At 62.8% G+C, this 26,634-nt stretch carries 24 protein-coding genes and 1 tRNA gene; 17 read left to right on the top strand and 8 right to left on the bottom strand.

Annotated features, from left to right (window positions below; genetic code table 11):
• Positions 1–61: 61 nt before the first annotated feature.
• Positions 62–688: a LysE family translocator gene (locus ABIB99_RS35400; RefSeq protein ID WP_354180121.1), complete on the top strand. Its 627-nt coding sequence runs from the start codon at positions 62–64 to the stop codon at positions 686–688.
• Positions 689–887: 199 nt separating this feature from the next.
• Here the strand turns inward: ABIB99_RS35400 and ABIB99_RS35395 are convergent, their stop codons facing one another.
• The 3 genes from ABIB99_RS35395 to ABIB99_RS35385 all read right to left on the bottom strand — a co-directional run bounded on the left by ABIB99_RS35395 (position 888) and on the right by ABIB99_RS35385 (position 3,301).
• Positions 888–1,190: a hypothetical protein gene (locus ABIB99_RS35395; protein WP_208070710.1), complete on the bottom strand. Its 303-nt coding sequence runs from the start codon at positions 1,188–1,190 to the stop codon at positions 888–890.
• A 168-nt stretch (positions 1,191–1,358) separates the two neighbouring features.
• Positions 1,359–2,546, bottom strand: a complete 1,188-nt coding sequence (argE, locus tag ABIB99_RS35390) for an acetylornithine deacetylase (protein WP_247307449.1) — start codon at positions 2,544–2,546, stop codon at positions 1,359–1,361.
• A gap of 104 nt (positions 2,547–2,650) precedes the next feature.
• The gene (locus tag ABIB99_RS35385) at positions 2,651–3,301 is read right to left on the bottom strand and encodes a TetR/AcrR family transcriptional regulator (protein ID WP_063982565.1); all 651 of its coding nucleotides are present in this window, start codon (positions 3,299–3,301) and stop codon (positions 2,651–2,653) included.
• A gap of 94 nt (positions 3,302–3,395) precedes the next feature.
• Here ABIB99_RS35385 and ABIB99_RS35380 point away from each other — a divergent pair, with 94 nt between their 5' ends.
• Entirely contained in the window at positions 3,396–3,878 is a 483-nt protein-coding gene (locus ABIB99_RS35380) for an anthrone oxygenase family protein (RefSeq protein WP_354180117.1), read from the top strand.
• 553 nt (positions 3,879–4,431) lie between these two features.
• Here the strand turns inward: ABIB99_RS35380 and ABIB99_RS35375 are convergent.
• Genes ABIB99_RS35375 through ABIB99_RS35365 form a run of 3 tightly spaced genes read right to left on the bottom strand, consistent with a single transcriptional unit; the run spans position 4,432 to position 9,277 of the window.
• Positions 4,432–6,360, bottom strand: coding sequence for a hypothetical protein (locus ABIB99_RS35375; RefSeq protein ID WP_354180115.1), 1,929 nt, complete (start codon positions 6,358–6,360; stop codon positions 4,432–4,434).
• Positions 6,357–6,821 carry a phage tail assembly chaperone gene (locus tag ABIB99_RS35370; RefSeq protein WP_354180113.1) on the bottom strand — a complete coding sequence of 155 codons (465 nt, stop codon included), beginning with the start codon at positions 6,819–6,821 and terminating at the stop codon, positions 6,357–6,359. Before ABIB99_RS35370 ends, ABIB99_RS35375 begins: the two co-directional genes overlap by 4 nt.
• Positions 6,818–9,277, bottom strand: coding sequence for a phage tail protein (locus tag ABIB99_RS35365; RefSeq protein WP_354180111.1), 2,460 nt, complete (start codon positions 9,275–9,277; stop codon positions 6,818–6,820). Before ABIB99_RS35365 ends, ABIB99_RS35370 begins: the two co-directional genes overlap by 4 nt.
• Before the next feature lie 12 nt (positions 9,278–9,289).
• Here ABIB99_RS35365 and ABIB99_RS35360 point away from each other — a divergent pair, with 12 nt between their 5' ends.
• From ABIB99_RS35360 to ABIB99_RS35345, 4 genes are all read left to right on the top strand, one after another.
• Positions 9,290–9,460, top strand: a complete 171-nt coding sequence (locus tag ABIB99_RS35360; RefSeq protein WP_354180109.1) for a hypothetical protein — start codon at positions 9,290–9,292, stop codon at positions 9,458–9,460.
• Positions 9,453–10,223, top strand: a complete 771-nt coding sequence (locus ABIB99_RS35355; protein ID WP_354180107.1) for a phage head morphogenesis protein — start codon at positions 9,453–9,455, stop codon at positions 10,221–10,223. Before ABIB99_RS35360 ends, ABIB99_RS35355 begins: the two co-directional genes overlap by 8 nt.
• 165 nt (positions 10,224–10,388) lie before the next feature.
• Complete coding sequence (locus tag ABIB99_RS35350; protein WP_354180141.1) at positions 10,389–11,204, top strand: DNA adenine methylase; 816 nt, start codon at positions 10,389–10,391, stop codon at positions 11,202–11,204.
• A 70-nt stretch (positions 11,205–11,274) separates the two neighbouring features.
• The gene (locus ABIB99_RS35345) at positions 11,275–11,907 is read left to right on the top strand and encodes a hypothetical protein (RefSeq protein WP_354180105.1); all 633 of its coding nucleotides are present in this window, start codon (positions 11,275–11,277) and stop codon (positions 11,905–11,907) included.
• Positions 11,908–12,781: 874 nt separating this feature from the next.
• On the opposite strand, the gene ABIB99_RS35340 is transcribed toward ABIB99_RS35345, so the two are convergent.
• Positions 12,782–13,567: an SDR family NAD(P)-dependent oxidoreductase gene (locus ABIB99_RS35340; RefSeq protein WP_071912821.1), complete on the bottom strand. Its 786-nt coding sequence runs from the start codon at positions 13,565–13,567 to the stop codon at positions 12,782–12,784.
• Between the two features lie 134 nt (positions 13,568–13,701).
• Here ABIB99_RS35340 and ABIB99_RS35335 point away from each other — a divergent pair, with 134 nt between their 5' ends.
• Positions 13,702–14,400, top strand: a complete 699-nt coding sequence (locus tag ABIB99_RS35335; protein WP_063982567.1) for a histidine phosphatase family protein — start codon at positions 13,702–13,704, stop codon at positions 14,398–14,400.
• A gap of 69 nt (positions 14,401–14,469) precedes the next feature.
• Complete coding sequence (locus tag ABIB99_RS35330) at positions 14,470–15,237, top strand: SDR family NAD(P)-dependent oxidoreductase (protein ID WP_354180102.1); 768 nt, start codon at positions 14,470–14,472, stop codon at positions 15,235–15,237.
• A 285-nt stretch (positions 15,238–15,522) separates the two neighbouring features.
• On the opposite strand, the gene ABIB99_RS35325 is transcribed toward ABIB99_RS35330, so the two are convergent.
• The gene (locus ABIB99_RS35325) at positions 15,523–16,746 is read right to left on the bottom strand and encodes a serine hydrolase domain-containing protein (protein ID WP_354180100.1); all 1,224 of its coding nucleotides are present in this window, start codon (positions 16,744–16,746) and stop codon (positions 15,523–15,525) included.
• Between the two features lie 152 nt (positions 16,747–16,898).
• On the opposite strand from ABIB99_RS35325, the gene ABIB99_RS35320 reads away from it, so the two are divergent.
• The 9 genes from ABIB99_RS35320 to rpoB all read left to right on the top strand — a co-directional run bounded on the left by ABIB99_RS35320 (position 16,899) and on the right by rpoB (position 26,540).
• Positions 16,899–16,974, top strand: a tRNA-Trp gene (locus tag ABIB99_RS35320).
• 345 nt (positions 16,975–17,319) lie between these two features.
• Positions 17,320–17,511, top strand: coding sequence for a preprotein translocase subunit SecE (secE, locus tag ABIB99_RS35315; RefSeq protein WP_007611620.1), 192 nt, complete (start codon positions 17,320–17,322; stop codon positions 17,509–17,511).
• Positions 17,511–18,068: a transcription termination/antitermination protein NusG gene (gene nusG, locus ABIB99_RS35310; RefSeq protein WP_063982569.1), complete on the top strand. Its 558-nt coding sequence runs from the start codon at positions 17,511–17,513 to the stop codon at positions 18,066–18,068. Before secE ends, nusG begins: the two co-directional genes overlap by 1 nt.
• Before the next feature lie 131 nt (positions 18,069–18,199).
• Positions 18,200–18,628 (top strand): 50S ribosomal protein L11, encoded by a 429-nt coding sequence (gene rplK, locus ABIB99_RS35305; protein WP_006611824.1) that lies wholly within the window; start codon positions 18,200–18,202, stop codon positions 18,626–18,628.
• Between the two features lie 6 nt (positions 18,629–18,634).
• The gene (gene rplA / locus ABIB99_RS35300) at positions 18,635–19,327 is read left to right on the top strand and encodes a 50S ribosomal protein L1 (RefSeq protein ID WP_014494487.1); all 693 of its coding nucleotides are present in this window, start codon (positions 18,635–18,637) and stop codon (positions 19,325–19,327) included.
• A 121-nt stretch (positions 19,328–19,448) separates the two neighbouring features.
• The gene (locus ABIB99_RS35295; RefSeq protein WP_354180097.1) at positions 19,449–20,402 is read left to right on the top strand and encodes a 2-hydroxyacid dehydrogenase; all 954 of its coding nucleotides are present in this window, start codon (positions 19,449–19,451) and stop codon (positions 20,400–20,402) included.
• A 585-nt stretch (positions 20,403–20,987) separates the two neighbouring features.
• Positions 20,988–21,506, top strand: coding sequence for a 50S ribosomal protein L10 (rplJ, locus tag ABIB99_RS35290; RefSeq protein WP_063986291.1), 519 nt, complete (start codon positions 20,988–20,990; stop codon positions 21,504–21,506).
• 54 nt (positions 21,507–21,560) lie between these two features.
• The gene (rplL, locus tag ABIB99_RS35285; RefSeq protein WP_063982571.1) at positions 21,561–21,938 is read left to right on the top strand and encodes a 50S ribosomal protein L7/L12; all 378 of its coding nucleotides are present in this window, start codon (positions 21,561–21,563) and stop codon (positions 21,936–21,938) included.
• Between the two features lie 483 nt (positions 21,939–22,421).
• Complete coding sequence (rpoB, locus tag ABIB99_RS35280; RefSeq protein ID WP_085405453.1) at positions 22,422–26,540, top strand: DNA-directed RNA polymerase subunit beta; 4,119 nt, start codon at positions 22,422–22,424, stop codon at positions 26,538–26,540.
• The last annotated feature ends 94 nt before the right edge of the window (positions 26,541–26,634 follow it).

The following is a 26,634-nucleotide window of genomic DNA, read 5'->3' as shown; positions in this document are numbered from 1 at the left end:
CGGTCAAGCCGGGGCATGACACCGCTGTCGTAGCGACATCAGTGAAAGAACGGCCAGCCACATGATCGATCACGCCACCCTCATCACCTACATCCTCATCGTACTCGGTTTTGTCTTCATTCCCGGGCCTGCGACGCTGCTCACCATGGCGCGCGCGGTTAGCTCGGGAACGAAGGTCAGCATCGCGACCGGCGCGGGGATTGCGGCCGGTGACTTGATCCACACTTCGATGGCGATCGTCGGTCTTTCGGCGATCATCGCGACCTCTGCGCTGCTGTTCAGCATCGTTAAATATGCGGGCGCTGCGTTCCTGATCTATCTCGGCATTCGCGCGATGCTCGACAAGGCGCCGGTCGAGCTGAACGGCGGCGCGCCCGCGATCGGCGCGGGCCGGGCCTTCCGGCAGGCCGTGCTGACCGAAGTGCTCAATCCCAAGACCGCGCTGTTCTTCCTTGCGTTCCTGCCGCAATTCGTGAGGCCGGAGCACGGTTCGATCGCACTTCAGCTTGCGATCCTCGGCATCGTCTTCGTGCTGCTGGGTCTCGTCAGCACCGTGGTGTTCGCCGTCGGCGCCGGTCGTCTGGGCAATCTCCTGCGCCGCCATCCGGCCGTGGTGAAATGGCAGGGCAAGGTGGTCGGGACCATCTACTGCGCTGTCGGCGTGCGGCTGGCGTTGCAGGAGCGATGAGGAACGCGTGCTCCCGTAGCCCGGGTGAGCGCAGCGACACCCGGGACGGCGGTCCCGCATGTTGCTAACGCTCATGCGGGCTACGCTCTGAACGGTTGCGGCGATGAACGCCATCAATGTCGACATCCTGCGCTCGCTGTTCATGCCCTTCTTCTTCGACGCGACGGCGTCGAGGGCCGCTCTGATGCTGATTGGCCTGCTACCGGGCGCGAATGGTGAACCTCGGTCCGACGTAGTAGCCGCCGTATCCGCGATCGTAATAGCCGGGACCGGCGTAGTAGTTGTAGCCCCTGCCGGGGAAGTAGCTGGGGTCGTCAAAGTAGCGCAGGACATAGCGTCCCCGGGTCCGCCAGCAGCGTCCATAATACTCGTTGCAGATCAGACCGACTTGGTCGACGTCGGAGATTTCGGCAGAGCCGATCGTCGTTGCGTTGAGCGGCGCGGCGGGAGCGGCGGCCGCAACCAGCGCGGCCCCGAGTGCGCCCAGTGCGATGGCCTTCATGGAGTTCTCCCTTCGGTTAGGCGAGAGTCTGGAGCCTAGCAGAAGGGAGCCTTGCCTGTCGGGCAAATCAGCTCCCGCAGGGTGGGCAAAGGCGCATCATTGTCCGCCATTCGCACGGCGCAACAGAAGCGGCGGGTTACGCTGCGCTAAGCTAACCCACCCTACGGGTCAGCCCTTCACACAATGCGCGATCAGCCTTTCCACGAAGCCTGCGCATTTCTCCAGCTCCGCCATCGCCACGAACTCGTCGGGCGTATGCGCTTGCGCGATCGCGCCGGGGCCGATCACCACCGACGGGATATCCGCCATGCTGGCGAACAGGCTCGCCTCGGTGCCGAAGGCGACCTTGGCGTGGTCGTTGCGGCCGGCGAGGCTTTTTGCCAGTGTGACGATGGCGGCGTCGGCCGCCGTGTCGAGCGCGGGATAATCAAGGATCTCCTCGAAATCAATGCCGCACTCCGGATGTCTCGCCTTCATCTCCGGCTCGAGCTCGGCCTTGGCCCAGGCGACGATCGCATCCGTCACCTCGCGCGACTCGGTGATGCCGATGCCGCGGCATTCGAAATCCACCGTGCAGGTATCGGGCACGATGTTCAGCGCGGCGCCGCCATGCACGATGCTGGTGAGCAGCGTCGTATGCGGAACGTCGTAGAGGCTGTCATTCGATCGCGCGGCCGCAAGCTTCACGGCACGGCGACGGATTTCGGTGATCAGCTCGGCCGCGTATTCGATCGCGTTGACGCCGTCGGGCGCGATCGAGGAGTGGCGGGCGAGACCACGGAATGTCGCGCGCACGCCGTGCTTGCCCTTGTGGCCGATGATGACCTTCATCTCGGTCGGCTCGCCGATGAAGGCGCCGAGCGGCTTGATCTTCTTCTTCGCGACCTCGCGCAGCATCGGCCGCACGCCGACGCAGCCGATCTCCTCGTCATAGGAGATGGCGAGATGGATCGGCGTGGTCAGCTTCGCTTCCAGCATCTCCGGCACCATGGCGAGGCACACCGCGACAAAACCCTTCATGTCGGTGGTGCCGCGGCCGTAGAGCTTGCCGTCGCGCTCGACCAGCTTGAACGGATCGTGGCTCCAGTCCTGGCCCACGACCGGCACGACGTCTGTGTGTCCCGACAGCACGAGGCCTGGACGGTCCTCCGGTCCGATGGTGACCCAGAGCGAGGCCTTCTGGCCGGTGTCGTCGACGATGCGCTCGCCCTTGACACCGAGGAAAGCGAGATAGCTCTCGATATGGGCAATCAAGGGCAGATTGGTGCGGTCGCTGACGGTGTCGAAGCCGACGAGGTCGGCGAGGAGGTTGCGAATGCGATCGGGTCGTGAACTCGGGAAAATCGGGTTGGGCATTGTCTCGTTCATGAGATGGAGGATGGCTTCGCCGCCTGCACGAAACATACCAACGGAGTGGCGGTTCGGGCAAATCGGATCGCGAAGGGTGCTTTCGCTGAACCTCAGCCGAGCGCGGAGAGATCTTTCGGCAGCATTCGCTTGAACAACTCGAGCGTACGCCGCGCCTCCGCCGGCGGCAAGGCGATGGCGTGACGAACCGCGGCGGCGATCTGGATCATCGCCAGTTGCGAGAAGGAGGTGAGGGCGGCGGCGGGCTGTTTCGGCGCGACGCGCTTGAGCGCCTCGCGCAAGAGGCCGGCGAGAAAGGCCACATCCTCCTCGTCGATCTTCTGCAAGCTTCGGTCGGCCTGCGTCGCCTGCCAGATGTGATGCATCACAGGATGCTCGCGGAACATCTGGTCATAGCCGTCGGTGATGCGGCACAGCGCAGCGTGCAGGTCGGACAGCTTCTTCATCTCGGCGAGGTCGCGCTGGACGCATTCGCGGCCGATGACATTGCAGCGCTCGGCAAGCGTCCCGATCACCGTGCTCTTGTCCGGAAAATATTGATAGAGCGAGCCGAACGCGATGCCGGTGCGCTCGACGATGTCGCTCATCCGGAAGGCGTCGCTGCCTTTCTCGGTGAGGATCTCGGCCGCAGCCGTCAGGATGCGATCGAAACGCTCCCGGCTTCGCTCCTGCGTCGGCACCAGCGGCGTGCGTCGCGCGGCCGCGTGCGTCGTCTTGTCCGTCCTGCTTTTCCGTTCCGGCATCCCGATTCCCGCCATCCGCGCTTGACGTCACAAATAAGAGAGTTTATCGCATTTATCAAATGCGAGAATTTATCGTATTATAGGGAGCTGCGGCATGTGGCAGGGTTTCACGACCGGACTGCTCTGGTTTTCGGCGATCGGCTGCGGCCTCATGGCCGGAATCTATTTCGCCTTCTCGACCTTCATCACGGCCGCGCTCGGCCGGCTCGACCAGGCGGCCGGCATCGCCGTGATGAACGCGATCAATGTCGACATCGTGCGCTCGCTGTTCATGCCGCTGTTTCTCGGCACGACGGTGGTGGGTGCGGCGATGGTGGTGATGGGGACGTTGCGCGTCAGCGAGCCGGGGGCAGTGAGCATGATCGCCGGCGGCGGCCTCTACGTCATCGGCATGTTCGTGGTGACGATGGTGTTCAACGTCCCGCTCAACAACGCGCTCGCCGCGTTGCAGCCGTCCGCGCCGGAGGCTGGCGCTGTGTGGGCGGCGTATCTGAAGGACTGGACGTTCTGGAACCACGTGCGGACGGTTGCGTCGGTGGTCGCGAGCGGGTTGTTTGTCGCAGCGCTGGCTTCGTAGGCCAAATCGGCATCGTAGCCCGGATGGAGCGAAGCGAAATCCGGGGCCACTATGTCCGGGGGGCGCAAACCCCGGATTACGCTTCGCTCCATCCGGGCTACAAGATCTCCAGTCTACAAGACCTTGCGTTGCCCGTCGGGCAAAACACTCAAACTCTCGGTCGATGTGTACTCGCGAAAATATTCCACTTTACCGAAATTCGGAAACGGCGTATCTGTCGCCGCAACCCGGCCCAAGGAAGAGGGGCGTATCGCGATCGTCACGAACGCGGGCCGGGCGGCGGTGGACGCAGGTCACATCGGCACGAAAAGCTTCGCAAGGGCGGGCGACCGTGAGCGAAGACCTCGCGCCAACGACAGATGTGATCGGCGTACGGCCAAATCGTGTCGTCCTGGTGTAGCGCGCAATTTCAAATGTCACCTCGCGCAGGTTCAAATGTCACCCCCTCGGAACCGGCCGAAGCCGCCTTGGGACAGGGTTCCTTGAAGACCCGTTTAAAGCCTAATGCCCAAAGCAGCGGCAATCTTCGAGCGCCGCCGCAATGGATCATAGCCTAGGCATCCCTGCCGCGACGATCGATCCAGCCGAACGTGTTGATGTAGATTGTGGTTGTTGCGACGTTTGCTCGCTTCCGCACTTGCCCTGACATGTTCGTTCTAACAATCTGCGAATAACCGCTGTTGGCGCTTCCGACTGCAACAATACCGCTGAAAGGCCCGCCAGTGGATGGAGGCGTGTCGGCTTGATCAGGACAACTGATCAACCAAACCGTGCTTTGCGCGGTATTTACACCAAGACCATAAATCTCAACTTCGACTTGAATACCGGTCGGGACATTCAATGTGACAAGCACCGATGTTGTGCCGACAGCAGACAGGTCATCCAGGGTCGCGACATCCCATATGAACTTATCACCGAGTTGAAGATATCTAGCCCACGTGCTGACGTTGGTTGTCTTTATCGTTCCGATGCGGCGAACCTCAGTGTAGGCACCGCTAGCAAGCCCCGAGATGTTTGCCGTTCCCGCCGACGCGAGATCGCAAACCACATCAACAACACCGGTGTCAGGCCGTTTGATCAGCCACACGTGATACCAAGTAGTACCGGCAACATTGCCGGGCATCACGCCACCGTTGCCTGAACCAACCGCCCAATTAGTCAATGTTTTAGATATGGCCGATGGCAGCGTGATTATATCTGCCGCGGTGCTGTCCGCCGCTTCACCGGCAGAAACAGTAAATGTGCTTGAGCCGGCGGCCATCGAAATCGTGAGGCCATGAAGATAGCCTCGCATCGGAACGCTGATATTGTCGCGTGCCTGCTTTTTATTCGCGACAGTCAGCGTTTGCGCGCCGGCATAAGAAACCACGCCGAGATTGTTCGCGGCCGTTACGACGTTCGCCAGACCGGAGAGGTTGTCGGTCTTGAGCATGTCGCCAACACCTGGCGCGCCGGTCGGCGAGATATTCCAGTCTGTAAAGGTGCCGGAGCCGCCAGTTTTGGTGACGTTGACCGTCAGGGTGCCGGCCGAATTTGCAGTGACGTTCCCTTCCATGTAGTTGGCCGCGTTCGCGTTGGATTTGGCGCGAACATAGTCACCGATCTGATACGCGTTGTTGGTCGCGACACCAGTGAACGCCTTCAATGCCACCGCTATCAACAAAGAGGCCGTCGACGTGACGTTGTAGATCGGGGCCGCCTGAGCAACGAGCTGCCATTTGCCGGCGGCAAGATCAGTCGCGAAGGTGCCCGAGGTATGCGAGACGATGCAGACAAAGGTGCTGCCGTTTACGACGACCACGCTCGAAGGTGCGGTTGCGGTATAGGCGGTCGCAGTCGTCCAAGCCGATGGCAGCGCCCATGCGGCCGGTCCATTATCTCCCTTTGATGCCAGTACCTGCCAGTAGGTCGCGTTCGGTGGCGCGTGCCCGGAGCCGGACGTTGCGTTGATCCAGACGTAGGACGAGCCCGCCGAACTGACATAGTCGCCGACTGAGTAAGTCGCCGCGTTGTCGTAAGCGCCGCGAGGGTTGAAGCCCTTGTAAATCCCGAGATAGTTCCAGACGCCGCCTGTCATGACCCACATCTTGCCGGTCGTCGGCTGGAGCGCGGTTTGATTCTCCTCACCGAGGGAAGGATCAGGCGCCGTCAAGGTCGGAGGTACGAAGACGATATAGCCGTTTGCGTTGAGCGCGGTGACGATCCTATCCACGTCCGCCAAAAGCTCAGTGTTGAACGCGCCTTGCGCGACCTTCCAGATGCTGTAGATCGCGCCGCTTACCGTGGCGCCAGGCCACCGCGTGATCGTCAAATGCGCGTCGTCAGCGACATCGGTGATGAACACACCGAAGTGCCCGACTGTAAAGAAGTAGCCCGGCTTGACGTTTCCGGCCGTGAGCCAAAGGGTGCTCACTCCCGTGACCGTTGTCCCATCGGCGTCAACAGAGACGGTGCCAACGTCGTAGCTGGAAAGCGCGGTCATGCGTCCATCCCTTGCGCGGCACTCGCCGCATTCAATTGTTCGCGTAGCCTTGCGACGGCGTCGGCACCGTCCGGTCTTACCGGTATCGCGGCGATCATCGCGGCTGCGGTGATGTTGCCTTTTGACGCGTCCCGCAGCGCCTTGCGGTAGGTGACCCACGCCGCGCGTTCGGTCTCGGAAATCGGGAAGTCCGGCAAAACAAATTTATCTGTGTCGGATAGTTCGCGATGCACAGCCCCCCTTACTTCGAACATCTGGAACGGGTCGGAGTCCGGAGTCTCCTTGTCGACGACCTTCCACGTGGCGACGTCAAACCTCTGCGTCCTGGCATCGATCGGCTGATCTGGAATGATCGCAACTTTGCAGCCGGGGAAATGACTGTCTTCAAACCCATCGCCGTGATCTGCCCCGTAACCGTAGGACATGATCTGTTCGGTCGTGACGTTGTAATGAATGTTCATCGCTTCGCCGCCACTGCAAAGAGTGTTGCACCTGCCAAGATCGCATTCGAACTGGTAGATCCGAATTGAGCCGCAATCGGAACAGATACAATGCCGCCAGTACCTGTAATGCTGATAGCACCGGACAGTGGTATCGGGGCGCTCGCGCCGGTTGGCAGCGTCACTTGGTAATAATTGACTTGTGAGCCGTTGAGCAAAAAGCGGAATTGTCCCGTCTCTGTAGCGGGGGAGCCACTAGCCCACATCGAGTTCACGCTCACGTAAATCACGATAGGCTTGCCCGACAATCCCGTGGTGTCTATGGACATGTTGAAACTGAAAAACGACACCCAGTTACCAAAACCGGCGCCAAATACAGCGGCTCCCGTCGTCTGTGCGACCGGCACCGTGACCGCATTGTCTGCGATGCTTAGGCTACCCACGCCGAGGTTCTTGATAACGCCCGACGCGGAGTCGATCGAGTTCGCCTTGAGATAGATGACGTCTATCGAACCGGCCGCGATGGCCTTCACATTGAAGGTGCCGTCGAGATTGAGGTTGCCCCTGATCCCGACCGCTGCGGTGCCGTTGATGGTGCCGATTGCGAAGACGTCTTGAGGCAGGCCGCCGTTGTAGCCGGGAAACTGGAACTGAAACTTGTCGGCCTGGACGGCGAAAGAAGAGAGCCCCGGACCGCCGTTGATCAGCTTCGTCCCGATGACGTAGCCGTCCACGCTCACTGCCACGCCATATGAGGCCGCCGCGTAGTCGTCGAGCGTCGCGATCGCGTTGGCGGACACCTGGACGAAAGCGGTGAGAGAGCCCCATGTCGCAGTCACCAAAGCCGTGTAACTTGCGAAGGCCTCCGAGGCATTGACGGCGACAATGCGGACGTCCTCGATCGAGGCCGCCGCGACATCGGCGCGCGCATTGTACTGCGTCCGGACCTCTGTCTTGTCATTCCATCCGCGCGCCGAGAGGTTCGCAAGCCGCGATGCGAAGTCCTGCTCGATCCGATCGACCTTGTCATTCAGCTGATTGAAGATCGTCGTGACCTGCGCGCTCACGGCCGCGTCAAATTCGGCAAGCGAGAGACGGACGTCGGGCGTTGTCACCGTGATCCAGCTCGACCACAGCATGTCGCGCGGCGAAGACGGAATGTACTGCCCGCGCACCTGGTAAGTCACAGCAGGCAGGATCGACTGCGTGATGATGAGATTGCCGGCACTGACGCGATCGGTGCGTCCGCGCGTCACGCTGGACGAGTCCGATGCCAGCCGCACCTCGAACTGTACGGCGCTGATGCCGGGCTGTGAGCCGTCCCAGGAGATCAGGATCGCCGGCCGGCGCACGATGCCGCTATCGTCGACCAGCGAATAAGGCTGCGCGTCGAAGCTGGCAATGCCTTGCGCCGGCGGCGGGTTCGACACCGTAGCGCCTGAAACGACCGGCTTGAGGTCGGTGGCGCGATCCCAATCGTAGTCGTTGGGATCGACCTCGGTGAGCGTCAGCGGAACGTCGAGGTTGGCCTTGTCCGCGCCGGCGTCGACCCGGAACTGCTTCGCACTATAGCCGTTGCGCGCGGACGTCCATTGGCCGACGTCACCAGGTTCGACGGTCCAGAAGGCCGGCGGCAGAACGATGTTGTGGCCGCGCGCGCGCTGGCCTTCCTCGATCGCCGACTTCTGAAGCCGCTGCACCTGTTCGGGATAAGGCACCGCGTCGAATTGCGGGCTCGCCATCAAGCGGCGGTTGCCGTCCTTGACCTCCAGGTCGGTGCGATAATAGGCCGGCGCGGTCGCGATGTTCCAGCCCTGCGACGGGTCGGGATACTTGGCCTGGATGCCGTTGACGCTGTCCGAGATCGAGAAGAACGGCCGCAAGCTCTGAGGTTCAGTCGAGAGGATATCACCGTCGGTGAAGCTGAAGCTCGGGCTGTCGGGCGCACCGAGACGACATTTGTAGAAGCCACCGATCTCCGAGATCTTTCCTTGGCACCCCGTCATCAGGGCTTCGAGCGCATTCACCGGCTGCGTATCGACGTTGACCTGCATGCCGGTGCGGTAGGTCGGCTCAAGGCCGGCAGCGCCAACGACGGTGACGCGGCACTTTTCGATCTGGGTAATCCAGTTCGTCACCGGCAGCCGCGCCGCCACCATGTTCTGAAGGCCGTAAAGCCAGACACCTTGATAGGAGATACCGCGCAGAACGGCATGGGCCTGCACGGCCGGATACTGATCGCCATCACCGCCCCAGGTGGCGGGATCATTGAAGCGGTGCGTGCCGCTGCCGCCCACCGTGGAATCCCTCGACGGATCGTACAGCGCGATGCCCGACAGCTCGAACTTGAAGGTTGGAAAGCCGGTCCAGAGGTTCTCGTCGTTGAACGCGATCACGACGGCATAGGAGACGCCCTTCACGAAACACACGATCCCATCGCAGCGCTCGCCGACCAGGCCGAACGGCTTTGCGGCCACGGCGCTGACGCAGTGATCAACGAGGTGCGGGCCATTGTCGAGCGTTCCGGCTCGTTGCAGCAGGTCCGCGATGAACTCGCGCGGGCAAAACCCGGCCTTGCCGAGTACAGGCTTGCTGGTTTGATCCGGTTGGCGCGTGTGCTCGCCAATTTGACCGGTCGCGCGAACATTCCCGATGCTTAGGAGCCACGGCACACCCGTCTTTCGCGCGTGCGGCTGCCCGTCGGCTTCGCTGCATGCCGAGGTGCTGCCGTTTTCGGTCAATCCGGCCGAGGCGATCAACTTCCTGCGGCAGAAGGCGAACGTTCCGACCGCAACCTGGACCGATCTGTGGCAGCAGGAGCATTCGTCGAGCTTCACCGTCGCCGGCGCGATGACGGATGGCTTGGTCGCCGACTTCCACGATGCCGTCAACAAGGCAATCGAGAACGGCGAGACGCTCGAATCTTTCCGAAAGGACTTCGACCGCATCGTCGAGGACCACGGCTGGAGCTACAACGGTTCGCGCGGCTGGCGTAGCCGCGTGATCTTCGACACCAACATGAGCACGGCCTATGCCGCCGGCCGCTGGGATCAGATCCAGCGCGTCAAGCGCTCGCGGCCGTACCTGATTTATCGCCATCTCGAAGGCCAGAAGCATCCGCGCCCACTGCACGAGGGCTGGGACGGCACGATTCTGCCGGTCGACGACCCGTGGTGGCAGACGCACTACCCGCCGAACGGCTGGGGCTGCCATTGCTGGGTCGATAGCCTCTCCGACGACGATCTGCGGCGATATGGGCTCGCAGTGTCCGACGAGGCGCCGGCGTCAAAGACGGTCGAGAAGACCATTCGGCTGTCGGACGGCAGCACAACGACGGTGTCGGTGCCTGAAGGCATCGATCCCGGCTTCGCGTATCGACCTGGTGAGATGCCGGCGAGCCTCGACGAGGCGATTGACGACTGAGAGCTACCCCTCGGCACGGTAGTGGCGGGGGTCGACAGCGCGCTAACGCTGCAACCGCGGGCCTATCCTGGCAGACTGACCCGCACGACGAGAGAAACCGTTCCCGCCGACCCGCCGCTGCTGCGCAGCGCGGCGACCCTAGGCGGGCCGGAGCGATTCGAGCAGATGAGTTCAAAGGTTGTCTACAAGCCGGTGAAGCCGGCCGCGGGCTATATCGGCGGCAAGAAACAGCTGGCGAAAACGATCGTCGCATGCATCGAGCGGATTCCACACGAGACCTATGCCGAGCCGTTCGTGGGCATGGGGGGCGTTTTCCTGCGCCGGCGGCGGCCGAGGAAGGGAGAGATCATCAACGACCGCTCCGGCGACGTCGCGACGTTCTTTCGCATCCTGCAACGCCACTACGTGCCCTTCATGGATATGCTGAAGTGGCAGATCACGGGTCGGACCGAATTCGAGCGGCTGAAGGCGTCCGACCCGGCGACGCTCACCGACCTGGAGCGGGCCGCGCGCTTCCTCTATCTCCAGCGCACGGCGTTTGGCGGCAAGGTGGCGGGCCGCAATTTCGGCGTCGATCCGGCCGGCGCGCGCTTCAACGTGGCGAAGCTCGCGCCGATGCTGGACGAGCTGCACGAGCGGCTGGCCGGCGTCACGATCGAGTGCCTGCCATGGGCCGAGTTCATCAGCCGCTACGACCGGCCGGACACGCTGTTTTTTCTCGACCCGCCGTATTTCGGCGGCGAGAAGGACTACGGCGCCGGCCTGTTCGAGCGGTCGGAATACGCCCAGATGGCGGATGTTTTAAGGGGCTTAAAGGGCCGCTTCATCATGTCGATCAACGACGTCCCCGAGATCCGGAAGACCTTCGCCGGCTTCCGGCTGCGGCCGGTGCAGCTGACCTATTCGTTGGCCCGCAGCAACAAGGCGCACCAGGCGCGGGAGCTGATCATCACACGACATTCGAAGAGAGTGGAAGGATGAGGCTGTTCCCGGTCAAGAGGAACATGCTAAAGTTGCAGCCTCGACTTCCGGCAATTGGGGGAGCCTGCCTGTGCTCGATTATCTTAGTCGATATGTCTCGCTGGCTTCGTTGGCGATCATCTCGACCCTCGCAGTTTTTAATATCGGATACTTCTGGAAAGTTGGAATCCACTTCCTAGGGCTCGCGGACCTTAGTAATTTCGTCTACTCGCTCGGTGTCGCCCTCACTGCTCTCAGCATTGGTGCGGCAATTGTTGCCGTGGTCGCGCGAATCAAGAAGGCATCGGTGCAGATCATCATCGCATTGATCGGCGGCGCTCTGGCCACGGCGGGCACGATCCATTTTAGCCCGAGGACTCTCGACCCGCAGCTACTCGCAAACTTTGCAATCCTAATCGGATTCATCCTTCCGTGGTCTGCTTATGTGAGCAGACTGACAAGAGTAGGGGCGCCGATCGGTTGGCCCGAGTGCGCTTGGATTGCCATCGGTTGGTGGGCCATAATTTTCCAAGCCGGCGCTTGTCAGGTTGCCATAGAACTCGCTGACCGGTTTCGATACGTGGTCAACACAAAATCCGGCGTCATTGATAATGCGCGCATCCTGCGCGCGTCTTCTGCGGGTTTTCTCCTTGCCGTGGACGGACGGATCTCCTTCCTCCCGCAAGGCGAAATCAAAGCGGTGAGCCTCCAAAATCCGGAGTGAACGAGTCTGACTTCCGAGTCCGAGTTCGCGCCCGCCGCGATTGTGCCAGTCACCTGAAAACGCCGCATCTCCAATTGCTTGCGTCGATTTGAGCGAACTCGGACTCCCTGGGCGCCGACGGGCGGTTTCGAGTCCGAGTTCGAATGCCGCGCTAGGGTTATTCGGGCGATTTCGCGAAGCGGGCCGCCGCCTGGTGACATTTGAACTTGCGCGCGGTCCGTGCCGCCGACGAGCGCCAAAGGCCGCGCAAACCCTTGCATTCCAATCACTTCCCGCCGTTTCCCGGATAATCCCAGCTGATCCCGGGAGGTGTCATATGAAACTGCGCGTCACACCTGGCGCCCGGGGTCTGTGCGCCAAGTCTTGCGGTGATGTGGCAGCCCGACCGGGCATGCGCATCAGCCATCCGCAACGGCGACGGGGGCAATAGTGCAACGCTCCCCGGGGAGAGCACGACATAAGCCGTTCCAACCACTGCGCAGGGAAGGCCGGGATGCTCCGGTTGCCCTGTTACCCGCTGTGCATTGTAGCGCAAACTACTCATGGCATAGCGGACAATGGGAGCCAGCCGGCTCCCGGCCTTCCCTGCGCCCTCTTTCAATTGGGGGTGAGGCGACCAAGCAAAGCTCGGGCGAAGCAAGCCGCGAGGACGCGAGGGTGTGTCCGCAATGAAGATGCGTATGATGAAGCGGCCGTGTCACCCCACACTCCGTCATTGCGAGGAGCTCTTGCGACGAAGCAATCCAGACTGCCTCCGCAGAGGGATTCTGGATTGCTTCGCTGCGCTCGCAATGACGATGTTGAGGCAGTTGCGCGCCAAAACTCCGGTCTCGCATCCCGGACGCAGCGCGTCCGGGATGCGAGAGAGCGCGTGCTAAACCGGCTTGCCCGTATACGGCATCGACGCCGTCAAACCACCGTCAACCGGGAACGCCTGGCCGTTGACATACGATGCTTCGTCGCTGGCCAGGAACAGCCCCATCGCCGCGAGCTCGTGCGGCTGGCCGGGGCGCTTCAGCGGATTGAGCTGGCCGATCTTGTCTTGGGTGCCGCGCTCCTTGGCGCGGTCGAAGATCGGTTTGGTCATGCCGGTCTCGATCAGGCCCGGGCACACCGCGTTGATGCGCACGCCGGTGCCGGTGAGCGAATACGCTGTGGTCTGCACCAGGCTGATCACGCCGGCCTTGCTCGCCGCATAGGGATGCCCGCTGGCGCCGGCCTTGAGGCCCGCGACGGACGCCGTGAGCACGATCGCGCCGGACTGCTGCTTCACCATGTGCGGCATCGCATGTTTCACCGCGAGGAACGGGCCGATCAGGTTGATGCGCAGCACCTCCTGCCACTGTTCCACGGTCTGCTCGCCGAGCGGCACGAGCCCGCCGGAAACGCCGGCATTGGCCCAGATCACGTCGAGCCGGCCGTGCGTCTTCACCGCCTTGTCGATGACGGCCATGACGTCCTTTTCGGAGCCCGCGTCGGCCACCATGGCTTCCGCGACACCGCCGGCCTTCTTCACCTCGTCGACGGTCTCCTTCACCGCCTCGGTGCGGTCAACCGCGATCAGCTTGGCGCCTTCCCTGGTGAAGAGGAGTGCGGCGGCGCGGCCGATGCCGCTGCCGGCGCCGGTGATGATGACGGATTTGCCTTGCAGACGGCCCATGCGTTTCTCCCTTTGGTATGCTGCGCGACGCTTGCCGCGCAACGGAATTTCAAACAAGATTTCAAACGGTAAAGTGTCTTGAGACACGTTCACACCTGACGTACAGCGACATCACACGGGATGGAAGAGTTTCGATGACAGGCACAGACAAGCCCAAAGTGGTCACGACGCGGTGGTGGTGGGTCCGTCATGCGCCGGTGCGCAATGACGGCGGCAACATTTACGGCCAGAGCGATCTCGCCTGCGACACCAGCGACACCTACGTGTTCAACGCTGTTGCCAAGGTGCTGCCACGCAAGGCGGTTTGGTATTCGAGCAATCTGATGCGCACCCACCAGACCGCGGAAGCGATCTGGGCGGCCGGCTTCCCAAGGCCCGCATCGATGAAATGGGAAGCAGACCTGGCCGAACAGAATCTCGGACGCTGGCAGGGCATGAACCGCGCCCAGTTCATCGCCAGCCGCCCCGTCGGCTCGAGCTGGTTCGCCGACATCAACGAGCCCGCGCCCGGCGGCGAAAGCTTCATGGATCTCTACAACCGCACGCGCCGCACCGTCGAGCGGATCAACAACGAGGCGGCCGGGCAGGATGTGATCGCGGTCGCGCATGGCGGCACCATCAAGGCGGCGATCGGCCTCGCACTCGACGGCCAGGTAGAGCGGGCCCTGTCGTTCGACATCGACAATGTGTCGATCACGCGGCTCGATTATTTCTCAAGCCCCGAACGCTCGGTCTGGCGACTGCCGATGGTCAACCAGCAGCCGTGGATCGCTGATGACGCGCACGCCGAGATGCATCAGCTGGCGGGGCCGGAAGTCAAGAAGCTCGCCTGATACCGTTGTCCGCGCGCGCGGACACGGCGTAAGCTTCAAGTCAATCAAACCATAATCTGGGAGGAAACCATGACCTTGTTCGACATGAAGGGGAAAGTCGCCGTCATCACCGGCTCGACGCGCGGTATCGGGCTGGCGATCGCCGAGCGCATGGCCGAGCACGGCGCCAAGGTCGTGATCTCCTCGCGCAAGGCTGATGTCTGCGACCAGGTCGCGAAGGGCATCAACGACAGGTTCGGCAACGGCACGGCGGTTGCGATCGCCGCCAACATCTCGTCGAAGGAAAATCTGCAAAACCTCATCGACGAGAGCAACCGCGCCTTCGGCAAGATCGACGTGCTGGTCTGCAACGCCGCGTCGAACCCCTATTACGGTCCGCTCGCCGGCATCTCCGACGATCAGTTCAGGAAGATTCTCGACAACAACATCGTCGCCAACAACTGGCTGATCTCGATGGTGGTGCCGCAGATGATCGAGCGCAAGGACGGCTCGGTCATCATCGTCTCCTCGATCGGCGGCCTCAAGGGCTCGACCATCCTCGGCGCCTACGCGATTTCGAAAGCCGCCGACATGCAGCTCGCGCGCAACCTCGCCTGCGAATACGGCAAGCACAACATCCGCGTGAACTGCATCGCGCCCGGTCTGATCAAGACCGATTTTGCCAAGGCACTGTGGGACAACCCAGAGAATTTGAAGGCCTCGACCTCGCGCTCGCCGCTGTTGCGCATCGGCATCCCCGACGAGATCGCCGGCGCCGCCGTGTTCCTGGGATCGAAGGCCGGCGACTTCATGACCGGCCAGACCATGGTGATCGACGGCGGCGCGACGATTAGTTGAGGCGTTGCGTGGGAGGGAAGGGGCACCCAGCCCGCCCACAGACAGCTGTCATCGCCCGCCTTGTGCGCAATTGCGCACTGGGGCGGGCGATCCAGTATCCCAGAGGCCGGCGCTAGAGAGCGCCCTTTCACCACATCCGCCGCGGCGTACTGGATGCCCCGCTTGCCGCCTACGCTAAAGCTTCGGCGGCCCTGGACCTGAGCCCCGGCGAAGCCTTGGCGTAGCCGGGTCGCGGGGCATGACAGTGAGTGCGGAGATGCAACGCCGCGTCTAACTGGCGTCTCCTCAATCCACCGCCGCGTAAACCAGATCCCGCACCAGCGTCCGCGTGTGGTCGCGCTGCCCCGGTCCCTGCGACATAAACACGACGAACAGATCTTCCTTCGGGTCGATCCAGAAGAACGTCCCCGCAATGCCGCTCCAGAAATACTGGCCGACGCTGCCGGGGAACGGCGCGATGCCGGCCTCGCGGCGCACGGCAAAGCCGAGGCCGAAGCCGTGGCCCGGCGACAGCAGTGTGCCGTTGGTCACGACGTGCGGCCCAAGGTGATCGGATGCCATCAGCTCCAGCGTCTTGCGGCCGATGATCCTGTTGCCGTCGAGCGTGCCGCCGTTGCGCAGCATCAGCGCGAAGCGGGCATAGTCCATCGTGGTCGAGACCAGGCCGCCGCCGCCGGACTCCATCACCGGCTGCTCGAGCATGTTGAACAGCGCGACCTTGTCACCGGTCCAGGGATCGGCTTCGAACGGCTGGGCGAGCCGGCCGGCATTGGCTTCGCTGGTGGAGAAGGCGGTTTCAGTCATCTGCAGCGGGGCGAGGATGCGCTCAGCGAGGAACGCGCCGAGCGACTTGCCGCTGACGACCTCGATGATGCGGCCGAGGATGTCGGTGGAGCGGCTGTAGTTGAACTCGTCGCCGGGATGGCAGACCAGCGGGAAGCTTGCCACCAGCGCGGCATGCTCGGCATTGGTGATCTTGCGGCTGCGGACGCGGGACTCCTGGTAGAGCTTGTGCACGGGGCCGTCGCCCTGGTGCTCATAGGTCAGGCCCGAGGTGTGGCGGAGCAGGTCCTGCACCGTCATCGGCCGCCGGGGCGGAACCAGTTCCAGCTTGCCGCCACTGACGACGCCGACTTTCTGGTTGGCGAACTCCGGAATGAACTTGGCGACGGGGTCGGCGAGCAGCAAATGGCCATCCTCGACCAGCGCCATGATGCCGACCGAGACGATCGGCTTGGTCATCGAGAAGATCCGGAAGATCGAATCAAGCGCCATCGGCGCAGGTCCCGCCGGGCTCTGCTTGCCGAGCGCCTCGAACCAGCCGACCTGGCCGCGCCGGGCGACCAGCACGGTCACCCCGGGAATGGTTCCCTTGTCGATCTCGCGTTTGAAGGCGTCCGACATCGCCTGCAGGCGAGGGCGCGACAGGCCCAGCGTTTCCGGCCTGGCCTCGGGCAAAGGCGGGGTTTTCGGCGCGGTGGCGGCTTGGGCGGCGGCTGTGGCAGTCATGTTCACTCCCGGGGGCACATTATTATCGGGAACGAACTCTGGCCCAGAAGGCGCGGCACAAACAAGCGAAGCCAGCGCGCTTCACCCTTGCAAACCAGCCGTCCCCTGTGCTTGAAAGCGCCCCTGATCCGCGTGGCGACGCGAGGGTCCGTAGGAGTGTAGCTCAATTGGTAGAGCACCGGTCTCCAAAACCGGGGGTCGCAGGTTCGAGCCCTGCCACTCCTGCCAGCTAATCCCAGACAATCAGGATCGACAGGCAGGACGGTGGCGGGCCGACAAGCTCGGACCGTGGATCATGCGGACCGGGTAAGCCCTTGATCCGGATCGGGTCCGCTGGCCTCGGCCGCGCGTGTCCCGGGCAGCCCACACCTTGACCTTTGGCCCCATCCGCAGTATCTACCCCGCACTCGCAGCCGGCCCGTTAAACGCGGATTTCCGGCGCGGCTTTGAAATCCCCGAACAATCGAGCCCGGTTTCCCGGCTCATCCTTCGAGACAGAGGGCTGGGCCAACGGCGGCTGTTCGGATCCCTGAAATTCATTCGCGTCTGTCGACGGACGTTGGACATCAAACGATGGCAGTCAGCCCGTTCAAGTTTTTGCAGGAAGTGCGCTCGGAGACCGCCAAGGTCACCTGGCCGACCCGTCGTGAGACCACGATCACCACCATCATGGTGTTCGTGATGGTCGCCGTGGCCTCGATCTTCTTCTTCGCCGCCGACCAGATCATCCGTTACCTCATCACCTTCCTTTTGGGCATTCACTGATGGCAACAGCCGCTGCAACCCAATCGACCGACAAGCGCTGGTACATCGTCCACGCCTACTCGAACTTCGAGAAGAAGGTCGCCGAATCGATCCGCGAGCAGGCCAAGCAGCGCGGGCTCGAGGAGCTGTTCGAGCTGGTGCTGGTTCCGACCGAGAAGGTCACGGAAGTGCGCCGCGGCCGCAAGATCGACGCCGAGCGCAAGTTCTTCCCGGGCTACGTGCTGGTGAAGATGAAGCTGACCGACGAGGCGTTTCATCTGATCAAGAACACCCCGAAGGTCACGGGCTTCCTCGGCGCCGAGAACAAGCCGATGCCGATCTCGGAAGCCGAGGCCATGCGCATCCTGCACCAGGTGCAGGAGGGCGTGGAACGGCCGAAGGCGTCGGTGTCGTTCGAGATCGGCGAGAACGTGCGCGTGGCCGATGGCCCGTTCGCCTCGTTCTCGGGTGTGGTCGAGGAAATCGACGAGGCGCGCTCGCGCGTGAAGGTCGCGGTGTCGATCTTCGGTCGCGCCACGCCGGTCGAACTGGAATTCGGTCAGGTCGAGAAGGTCTGATTGGACGAGGCGTGAGGCTTCGGTCTCACGCTAGCAAGAGGCCGTGGGAGGGAGAGGGCGGTTGCCAGCCGCATCCGACCCAGACCACGAACCTGAAACCGCTGGCCCTGCCGGCACAACAGGAGTGATACATGGCAAAGAAAGTGACCGGATACCTGAAGCTTCAGGTCCCGGCCGGTGCGGCGAATCCTTCGCCCCCGATCGGTCCCGCGCTTGGTCAGCGCGGTCTCAACATCATGGAGTTCTGCAAGGCGTTCAACGCCCAGACCCAGAAGGAAGAGAAGAACACCCCGATTCCCGTCGTGATCACGATCTACGCCGATCGTTCGTTCACGTTCGAGATGAAGACCCCCCCGATGTCCTTCTTCCTCAAGCAGGCCGCCAAGATCCAGTCCGGTTCGAAGGCGCCGGGCCGTGATAAGGCCGGCAAGGTGACCAAGGCGCAGGTGCGCGAGATCGCCGAGAAGAAGATGAAGGATCTCAATTGCGATTCCATCGAGTCGGCCATGAAGATGGTCGAGGGCTCTGCCCGTTCGATGGGTCTGGAAGTGGCGGGGTAAGCGGTCATGGCAATCGGAAAGCGTTTGAACAAAGCCCGCGAAGGTGTTGACCGCGAAAAGCTTTACCCGCTCGCGGACGCCATCAAGATGGTCAAGGAACGCGCCAAGGCGAAGTTCGACGAGACCATCGAAGTCGCGATCAATCTCGGCGTCGATCCGCGTCACGCCGACCAGATGGTCCGCGGCGTCGTGACCCTCCCGAACGGCACCGGCCGTACGCTCCGCGTCGGCGTGTTCGCCCGCGGCGCCAAGGCCGATGAGGCCAAGGCTGCGGGTGCCGACGTCGTCGGCGCCGAGGACCTGGTCGAGAAGGTGCAGAACGGCTCGATCGATTTCGACCGCTGCATCGCCACCCCCGACATGATGCCGCTGGTCGGCCGTCTCGGTAAGGTGCTCGGCCCGCGCGGCCTGATGCCGAACCCGAAGATCGGCACCGTGACCATGGACGTCACCGGTGCAGTGAAGGGTGCCAAGGGCGGCTCGGTCGAGTTCCGCGTCGAGAAGGCCGGCATTTTGCAGGCCGGCGTCGGCAAGGCCTCGTTCTCCGAGGAGAAGCTGGTCGAGAACATCAAGGCCCTGGCCGATGCTGTCTCGAAGGCGAAGCCGGCTGGCTCCAAGGGCACCTACATCCAGCGCGTTGCGGTGTCCTCGACGATGGGCCCCGGCGTGAAGGTCGAGCCGGGCACCATTCTCGGTTAAGGCTTGCCTCGGCTGAGGTTTGGAAATTGCATGAGGCGAGGGGCGGAATTGGGCAACCGATTCCGCCCCTCGTCGTTTGCGGCGGCGTTCATCGGAAACAAGAACCGGGAAACAAGAAAAAATGGCTGACAAGGTCCTGATCTACTCGCGCTTCCCGAAGACGATGATGGCGCGCTTCGCCGAGCGGTTCGAACTGCTCGACACCGGCGGCAAGCCGGCGCGCGAGGTGTTTTCGGCCGAAGAGCTCGGCGGCATTCGCGCGATGCTCACCGCCGGCGGCTCGCCATTCGGGGCAGAGGCGATGGACCTGTTCCCAAAACTCGGCGCCATCGTCTGCTACGGCACCGGCTATGACGGCGTCGACCTGAAGGCGGCCGCCGCGCGCAACATCGCGGTCGGCCACAGCCCCGGTGCCAACGCGGCTTCCGTCGCCGATATCGCGATGACCCTGATGCTGGCGACGACGCGGCGGATCCTGGTCGCCGACCAATATGTCCGCAGCGGCGATTGGGCCGGCTCAAAGCAGTCGCCGATGATGCGGCCGCAGGCCGGCATGCCCGGCCGCCGCATCGGCGTCTACGGCATGGGCGAGATCGGCCGCAAGATCGCGGCCCGCTGCGCCGCCTTCGAGAGCGAGGTCGGCTACTTCAGCCGCAGCAAATACGATCTGCCCTATCAATATTTCCCGACGCTGGAGGCGCTCGCCGACTGGTGCAGTGTGCTGATGATCGCGGTCCGGGCAGGGGTTGATACCCAGCACGTCGTCAACGCCGATATCCTCGGGCGACTCGGGGAGCACGGCTATGTCGTCAACATCTCCCGCGGCTCAGTGATCGACGAGAAGGCCCTGGTCGCGGCCCTGACCGACAGGACCATCGCCGGCGCCGGCCTCGACGTCTTCGAGAAGGAACCGCACGCCCCCGACGCGCTGACGGCGCTCCCCAATGTCGTGTTCGCCCCGCATATCGGCGGCCACACCCTCGAATCGCACGTCGCCATGCAGAGCTGCGTGCTGGCGAACCTGACGGCATTCTTCGCGGGCAAGCCGCTGCCATACGGGGTCAAATCGGCCTGAATCGGCCCTTGTCGGGCCGCCTCAAGCCCGGCCGGCAACGGATTGGAACTGGTGTGAATTTTGCTCTTGGCAAGCGGGCTCCGAGCGGTTAAAGAACCGCTTCCGGACGTGCCGGCCTCGGCTGGCGCGTTCGTGCACGCATTCCGAAAACCCGACAAGACAGGAGATCATTCCTTTTCAGGACGTCCGTGAGGATTTGCCCGAAAAGGAAGGAAAACCCGTCGGTTGGTGGAGTGCGGGCAGGGGTCGGGCGGTTCGCCGGCTGACCTTGTCCTGTCCAAGACTGCAGGCGCCCGCGGGAAATTTCGATTTCTCAACGGCTTAATCGCATGGCCTGCATAGACGGGTGAAGACCGGATTTCACTTCGCGTCCAGCTTTAACGGCTGGCTTGCGAAACGGGTCTGGTTCGGACCTCGACACGCCGTGGGCCTTAAGGGCTCCCGGAGGGCAGGCTTTGAATTGTCGTCTCGCCCGGCGCGTGTCCGAAGGGGTTTTGGCCCCGAGGTTCAGGTTTTGGGTGGGGCGATGGGTGCAACCCGGCGGTCCCGCTTCTCGCGATGACCGCCAACCGGAAAGAGCTTGCTGTGGAACGAGCGGCAAAAAAGGAAGCGGTCGAACAGCTCAATGGGGTCTTCAAGACCACGAGCGTCGCGGTCGTTGCTCAATATTCCGGCCTGACCGTTGCCCAGATGCAGAAGCTGCGTATGCAGATGAAGCAGGCTGGCGCCTCGGTGAAGGTCTCGAAGAACCGTCTCGCCAAAATTGCTCTTGAAGGCACTGACGTCGTTGCCATCGGCCCCATGCTGAAGGGACCGACCGTGATCGCCACTTCGAACGATCCGGTAGCGGCGCCGAAGGTCGCCGTCGAATTCGCCAAGACGAACGAAAAGTTCGTCATCATTGGCGGCTCGATGGGAAAGACCGTCCTGAATGTCGACAGCGTGAAGGCACTTGCCTCGCTGCCGTCGCTTGATGAACTGCGCGCCAAGATCGTCGGCCTTCTTGTGGCCCCGGCGACCAAGATCGCTCAGCTCGCCAATGCGCCCGCGGGCAAGCTCGCGCGCGTCATCCAGGCTCATGCCTCAAAGGGCGAAGCGGCCTGACGCCCTTCGCAAAACTCAAACCCGAACCAGACTTACACTCAAGGAAACTGAACAATGGCTGACTTGCAGAAGATCGTTGACGACCTCTCGAGCCTCACCGTGCTCGAAGCTGCCGAACTCGCGAAGCTCCTCGAAGAGAAGTGGGGCGTTTCGGCTGCCGCGGCTGTCGCCGTGGCCGGCCCGGCTGGTGGTGGCGCTGCCGCCGCTCCGGCCGAAGAGAAGACCGAGTTCACGGTCGTTCTTGCCGCCGCCGGCGAGAAGAAGATCGAGGTCATCAAGGAAGTCCGCGCCATCACCGGCCTGGGCCTGAAGGAAGCAAAGGACCTCGTCGAGGGCGCGCCGAAGCCTGTCAAGGAAGGCGTGAACAAGGACGAGGCCGAGAAGCTCAAGGTCCAGCTCGAGAAGGCTGGCGCGAAGGTCGAGCTCAAGTAAGCAACGCTTACTGGCGCGAGATCCCGGGCGAGCATCAGCGAAGCCCGGGGTCTCGGTCCATCCATCTAAGGGGTGGGCAATATGCAAAAGGCGTGCGACGGAACATCCCGACGTAGGCCGAACACGAAAAAGTGTTGGGATTTGAAGGTTAACCCCTCGAATCTCGACTATTGTCGCCCCATATCGGTTCGACAGCACGAAAGCGCGGTGGGCAGGGATGCCGGATTCCCTGTAAGCCGTTGGGAGAGCAGGCTATTTCGGGCTTTTGCAGTCCGTGAAGACAATCGTTGTGACGGGCGGGCGTGCCTATGCGCCCCGCGCGTCGTTTTGCGTTTTGAAGGTCTGAAGAACAGATTCAGGGCATGACGGCCTGAAACTGGATTTTTGGTCCCCAAAGCGGGTTCGAAAAATTCAACCCGGGGAGCGGTGGCAACCGCGTCCTGGACGGCGCGCCCGGAGCGGGCGACGAAATGAGAGGCCACGATGGCGCAGCAGACATTCACCGGTCGCAAACGCGTTCGCAAGTTCTTCGGACACATCAAGGAAGTCGCCGAGATGCCGAACCTCATCGAGGTTCAGAAGGCGTCCTATGACCAGTTCCTGATGGTCGACGAACCCGTGGGCGGGCGTCTCGACGAGGGCCTGCAGGCGGTGTTCCGCTCGGTGTTCCCGATCTCCGACTTCTCGGGCACCTCGATGCTGGAATTCGTCCGCTACGAGTTCGAGCAGCCGAAATACGACGTCGACGAGTGCCGCCAGCGCGGCATGACCTTCGCGGCACCCCTCAAGGTGACGCTGCGCCTCATCGTGTTCGATATCGACGAGGAAACCGGCGCGAAGTCGGTGAAGGACATCAAGGAGCAGGACGTCTACATGGGCGACATTCCGCTCATGACGATGAACGGCACCTTCATCGTCAACGGCACCGAGCGCGTCATCGTCTCGCAGATGCACCGTTCGCCCGGCGTGTTCTTCGACCACGACAAGGGCAAGACCCATTCCTCGGGCAAGCTGCTGTTCGCCGCCCGCGTCATCCCGTATCGCGGCTCCTGGCTCGACATCGAGTTCGACGCCAAGGACATCGTCTATGCGCGTATCGACCGTCGCCGCAAGATTCCGGTGACGTCGCTGATGTTCGCGCTCGGCCTCGACGGCGAGGCGATCCTGTCCACGTTCTACAAGAAGATTCTCTACAAGCGGACCAAGGAAGGCTGGCGCGTTCCGTTCGACGCCAACCGTTTCCGCGGCTACTCGACCATCAACGACCTGATCGACGCCGACACCGGCAAGGTCGTGCTCGAGGCCGGCAAGAAGCTCACCGTGCGCGGTGCACGTCAGATGCAGGAGAAGGGGCTGAAGGCGCTGCGCCTGTCCGATGAGGAGCTCGTCGGCAACTATCTCGCCGAGGACCTCGTCAACCCGAAGACCGGCGAGATCCACGCGGAAGCTGGTGAAGAGATCACCGACAAGTCGATGAAGGCCCTCAACGAGCAGGGCTACAAGGAACTGCCGCTGCTCGACATCGACCACGTCAATGTCGGCGCCTACATCCGCAACACGCTCTCGGCCGACAAGAACATGACGCGTGAGGACGCGCTGTTCGACATCTACCGCGTGATGCGTCCGGGCGAGCCGCCGACGCTGGATTCGGCGCAGGCGATGTTCCAGTCGCTGTTCTTCGACGCCGAGCGCTACGACCTGTCCGCGGTCGGCCGCGTCAAGATGAACATGCGCCTCGACCTCGATGCGCCCGACACCCAGCGTACGCTGCGCAAGGAAGACATCCTCTCCGTCATCAAGACGCTGGTGGATTTGCGCGACGGCAAGGGCGAGATCGACGACATCGACCATCTCGGCAACCGCCGTGTGCGCTCGGTCGGCGAGCTCATGGAGAACCAGTACCGCATCGGTCTGCTGCGCATGGAGCGCGCGATCAAGGAGCGCATGTCCTCGGTCGACATCGACACGGTCATGCCGCAGGACCTGATCAACGCGAAGCCGGCGGCTGCCGCCGTGCGCGAGTTCTTCGGCTCCTCGCAGCTCTCGCAGTTCATGGACCAGACCAACCCGCTGTCGGAGATCACCCACAAGCGCCGCCTGTCGGCGCTTGGACCGGGCGGTCTGACCCGCGAGCGCGCCGGCTTCGAGGTGCGCGACGTGCATCCGACGCATTACGGCCGCATCTGCCCGATCGAGACGCCGGAAGGTCCGAACATCGGCCTGATCAACTCGCTCGCGACCTTCGCGCGCGTGAACAAGTACGGCTTCGTCGAGACGCCGTACCGCAAGGTCAAGGACGGTCGCGTCACCGACGAGGTCGTGTACCTCTCGGCGATGGAAGAGGGCCGCTACACGGTCGCGCAGGCCAACGTGCCGCTCGACCCGAAGGGCCGCTTCACCGAGGATCTCGTGGTCTGCCGTCACGCCGGCGAAGTCTTGCCGGTGACGCCGGACAAGGTCGACTACATGGACGTGTCGCCGAAGCAGCTCGTTTCGGTTGCCGCGGCGCTGATCCCGTTCCTCGAGAACGACGACGCCAACCGCGCGCTGATGGGCTCGAACATGCAGCGCCAGGCGGTGCCGCTGGTTCGCGCCGAGGCGCCGTTCGTCGGCACCGGCATGGAAGGCGTGGTTGCGCGTGACTCGGGTGCCGCGATCGCGGCGCGCCGTTCGGGTGTGATCGACCAGATCGACGCGACCCGCGTCGTCATCCGCGCCACGGAAGATCTCGATCCGACCAAGTCGGGCGTCGATATCTACCGTCTGATGAAGTACCAGCGCTCCAACCAGTCGACCTGCATCAACCAGCGTCCGCTGGTGAAGGTCGGCGACATCGTCAAGAAGGGCGACATCATCGCCGACGGTCCGTCGACCGATCTCGGTGAGCTCGCGCTCGGCCGCAACGTGCTGGTCGCGTTCATGCCGTGGAACGGCTACAACTTCGAAGACTCGATCCTGCTCTCCGAGCGGATCGTGAAGGAAGACGTCTTCACCTCGATTCACATCGAGGAGTTCGAGGTGATGGCCCGCGACACCAAGCTCGGCCCTGAGGAAATCACCCGCGACATTCCGAACGTCTCGGAAGAAGCGCTGAAGAACCTCGACGAAGCCGGTATCGTCTACATCGGCGCGGAAGTGCGCGCCGGCGACATCCTGGTCGGCAAGATCACGCCGAAGGGCGAAAGCCCGATGACGCCGGAAGAAAAGCTTCTGCGCGCCATCTTCGGCGAAAAGGCCTCCGACGTTCGCGACACCTCGCTGCGCGTTCCTCCGGGCGTGCAGGGCACGATCGTGGAAGTGCGCGTGTTCAACCGTCACGGCGTCGACAAGGACGAGCGTGCGCTGGCGATCGAGCGGGAAGAGATCGAGCGTCTGGCCAAGGACCGCGACGACGAGCAGGCGATCCTGGACCGCAACGTCTACAACCGTCTTGCCGAGCTCCTCGAGGGACGGCAGGGCATTGCGGGCCCGAAGGGCTTCAAGAAGGACACCAAGATCACCCGTGCGGTGCTCGAGGAGTACCCGAAGTCGCAGTGGTGGCTGTTCGCTTCGCCGAACGACAAGCTGATGGCCGAGATCGAGGCCATGAGGAAGCAGTACGACGAGTCGAAGAAGGGGCTGGAACAGCGCTTCCTCGACAAGGTCGAGAAGCTTCAGCGCGGTGACGAATTGCCGCCCGGCGTGATGAAGATGGTCAAGGTCTTCGTCGCGGTGAAGCGCAAGATCCAGCCCGGCGACAAGATGGCCGGCCGCCACGGCAACAAGGGCGTGGTGTCGAAGATCGTGCCGATCGAGGACATGCCGTTCCTCGAAGACGGTACGCATGCCGACATCGTGCTCAATCCGCTCGGCGTGCCCTCGCGCATGAACGTCGGACAGATCCTCGAGACCCATCTCGGCTGGGCTTGCGCCGGCCTCGGCAAGCGTATCGGCCAGACGGTCGATGCCTATCTGTCGAAGCAGGACATCAAGCCGCTGAAGGAAACCTTGAAGAAGGTCTACGGCGAGGACGAGACGATCAAGTCGCTCAACGACAACGAGTTGATCGAGCTTGGTCACAATCTGAGCCGCGGCGTGCCGATCGCGACGCCGGTGTTCGACGGCGCCAAGGAAGCCGACATCGAGGAGATGCTGAAGCTTGCCGGTCTCGACGCTTCGGGTCAGTCGACCGTCTATGACGGCCGTACCGGCGATGCCTTCGATCGCAAGGTGACGGTGGGCTACATCTACATGCTCAAGCTGCACCATCTCGTGGACGACAAGATCCACGCGCGTTCGATCGGTCCGTACTCGCTCGTTACCCAGCAGCCGCTGGGTGGCAAGGCGCAGTTCGGCGGCCAGCGCTTCGGCGAAATGGAGGTGTGGGCGCTCGAGGCTTACGGCGCGGCGTACACGCTCCAGGAGATGCTGACGGTGAAGTCGGACGACGTCGCCGGCCGTACCAAGGTGTACGAGGCGATCGTCCGCGGCGACGACACGTTCGAGGCCGGTATTCCGGAATCGTTCAACGTGCTGGTCAAGGAAATGCGCTCGCTCGGCCTCAACGTCGACCTGCACAACTCCAAGGTGGGACCGGCGCCGACGTCGGAAGCAGCCGAGTAATACGACCTTTCATGCCCGGCCTTCACGGCCGGGCATCGGCGCCCCTCCCGAGGCCTTGAGGGCAGGGCGCCCCGATTGAGTGATTTTCGAATTT

The organism is Bradyrhizobium sp. LA6.1, from assembly GCF_040547805.1.
Lineage (GTDB): Bacteria > Pseudomonadota > Alphaproteobacteria > Rhizobiales > Xanthobacteraceae > Bradyrhizobium > Bradyrhizobium barranii.
The sequence above is the reverse complement of the archived record's forward strand: the minus strand, read 5'-3'. Positions and strand labels throughout refer to the sequence as shown.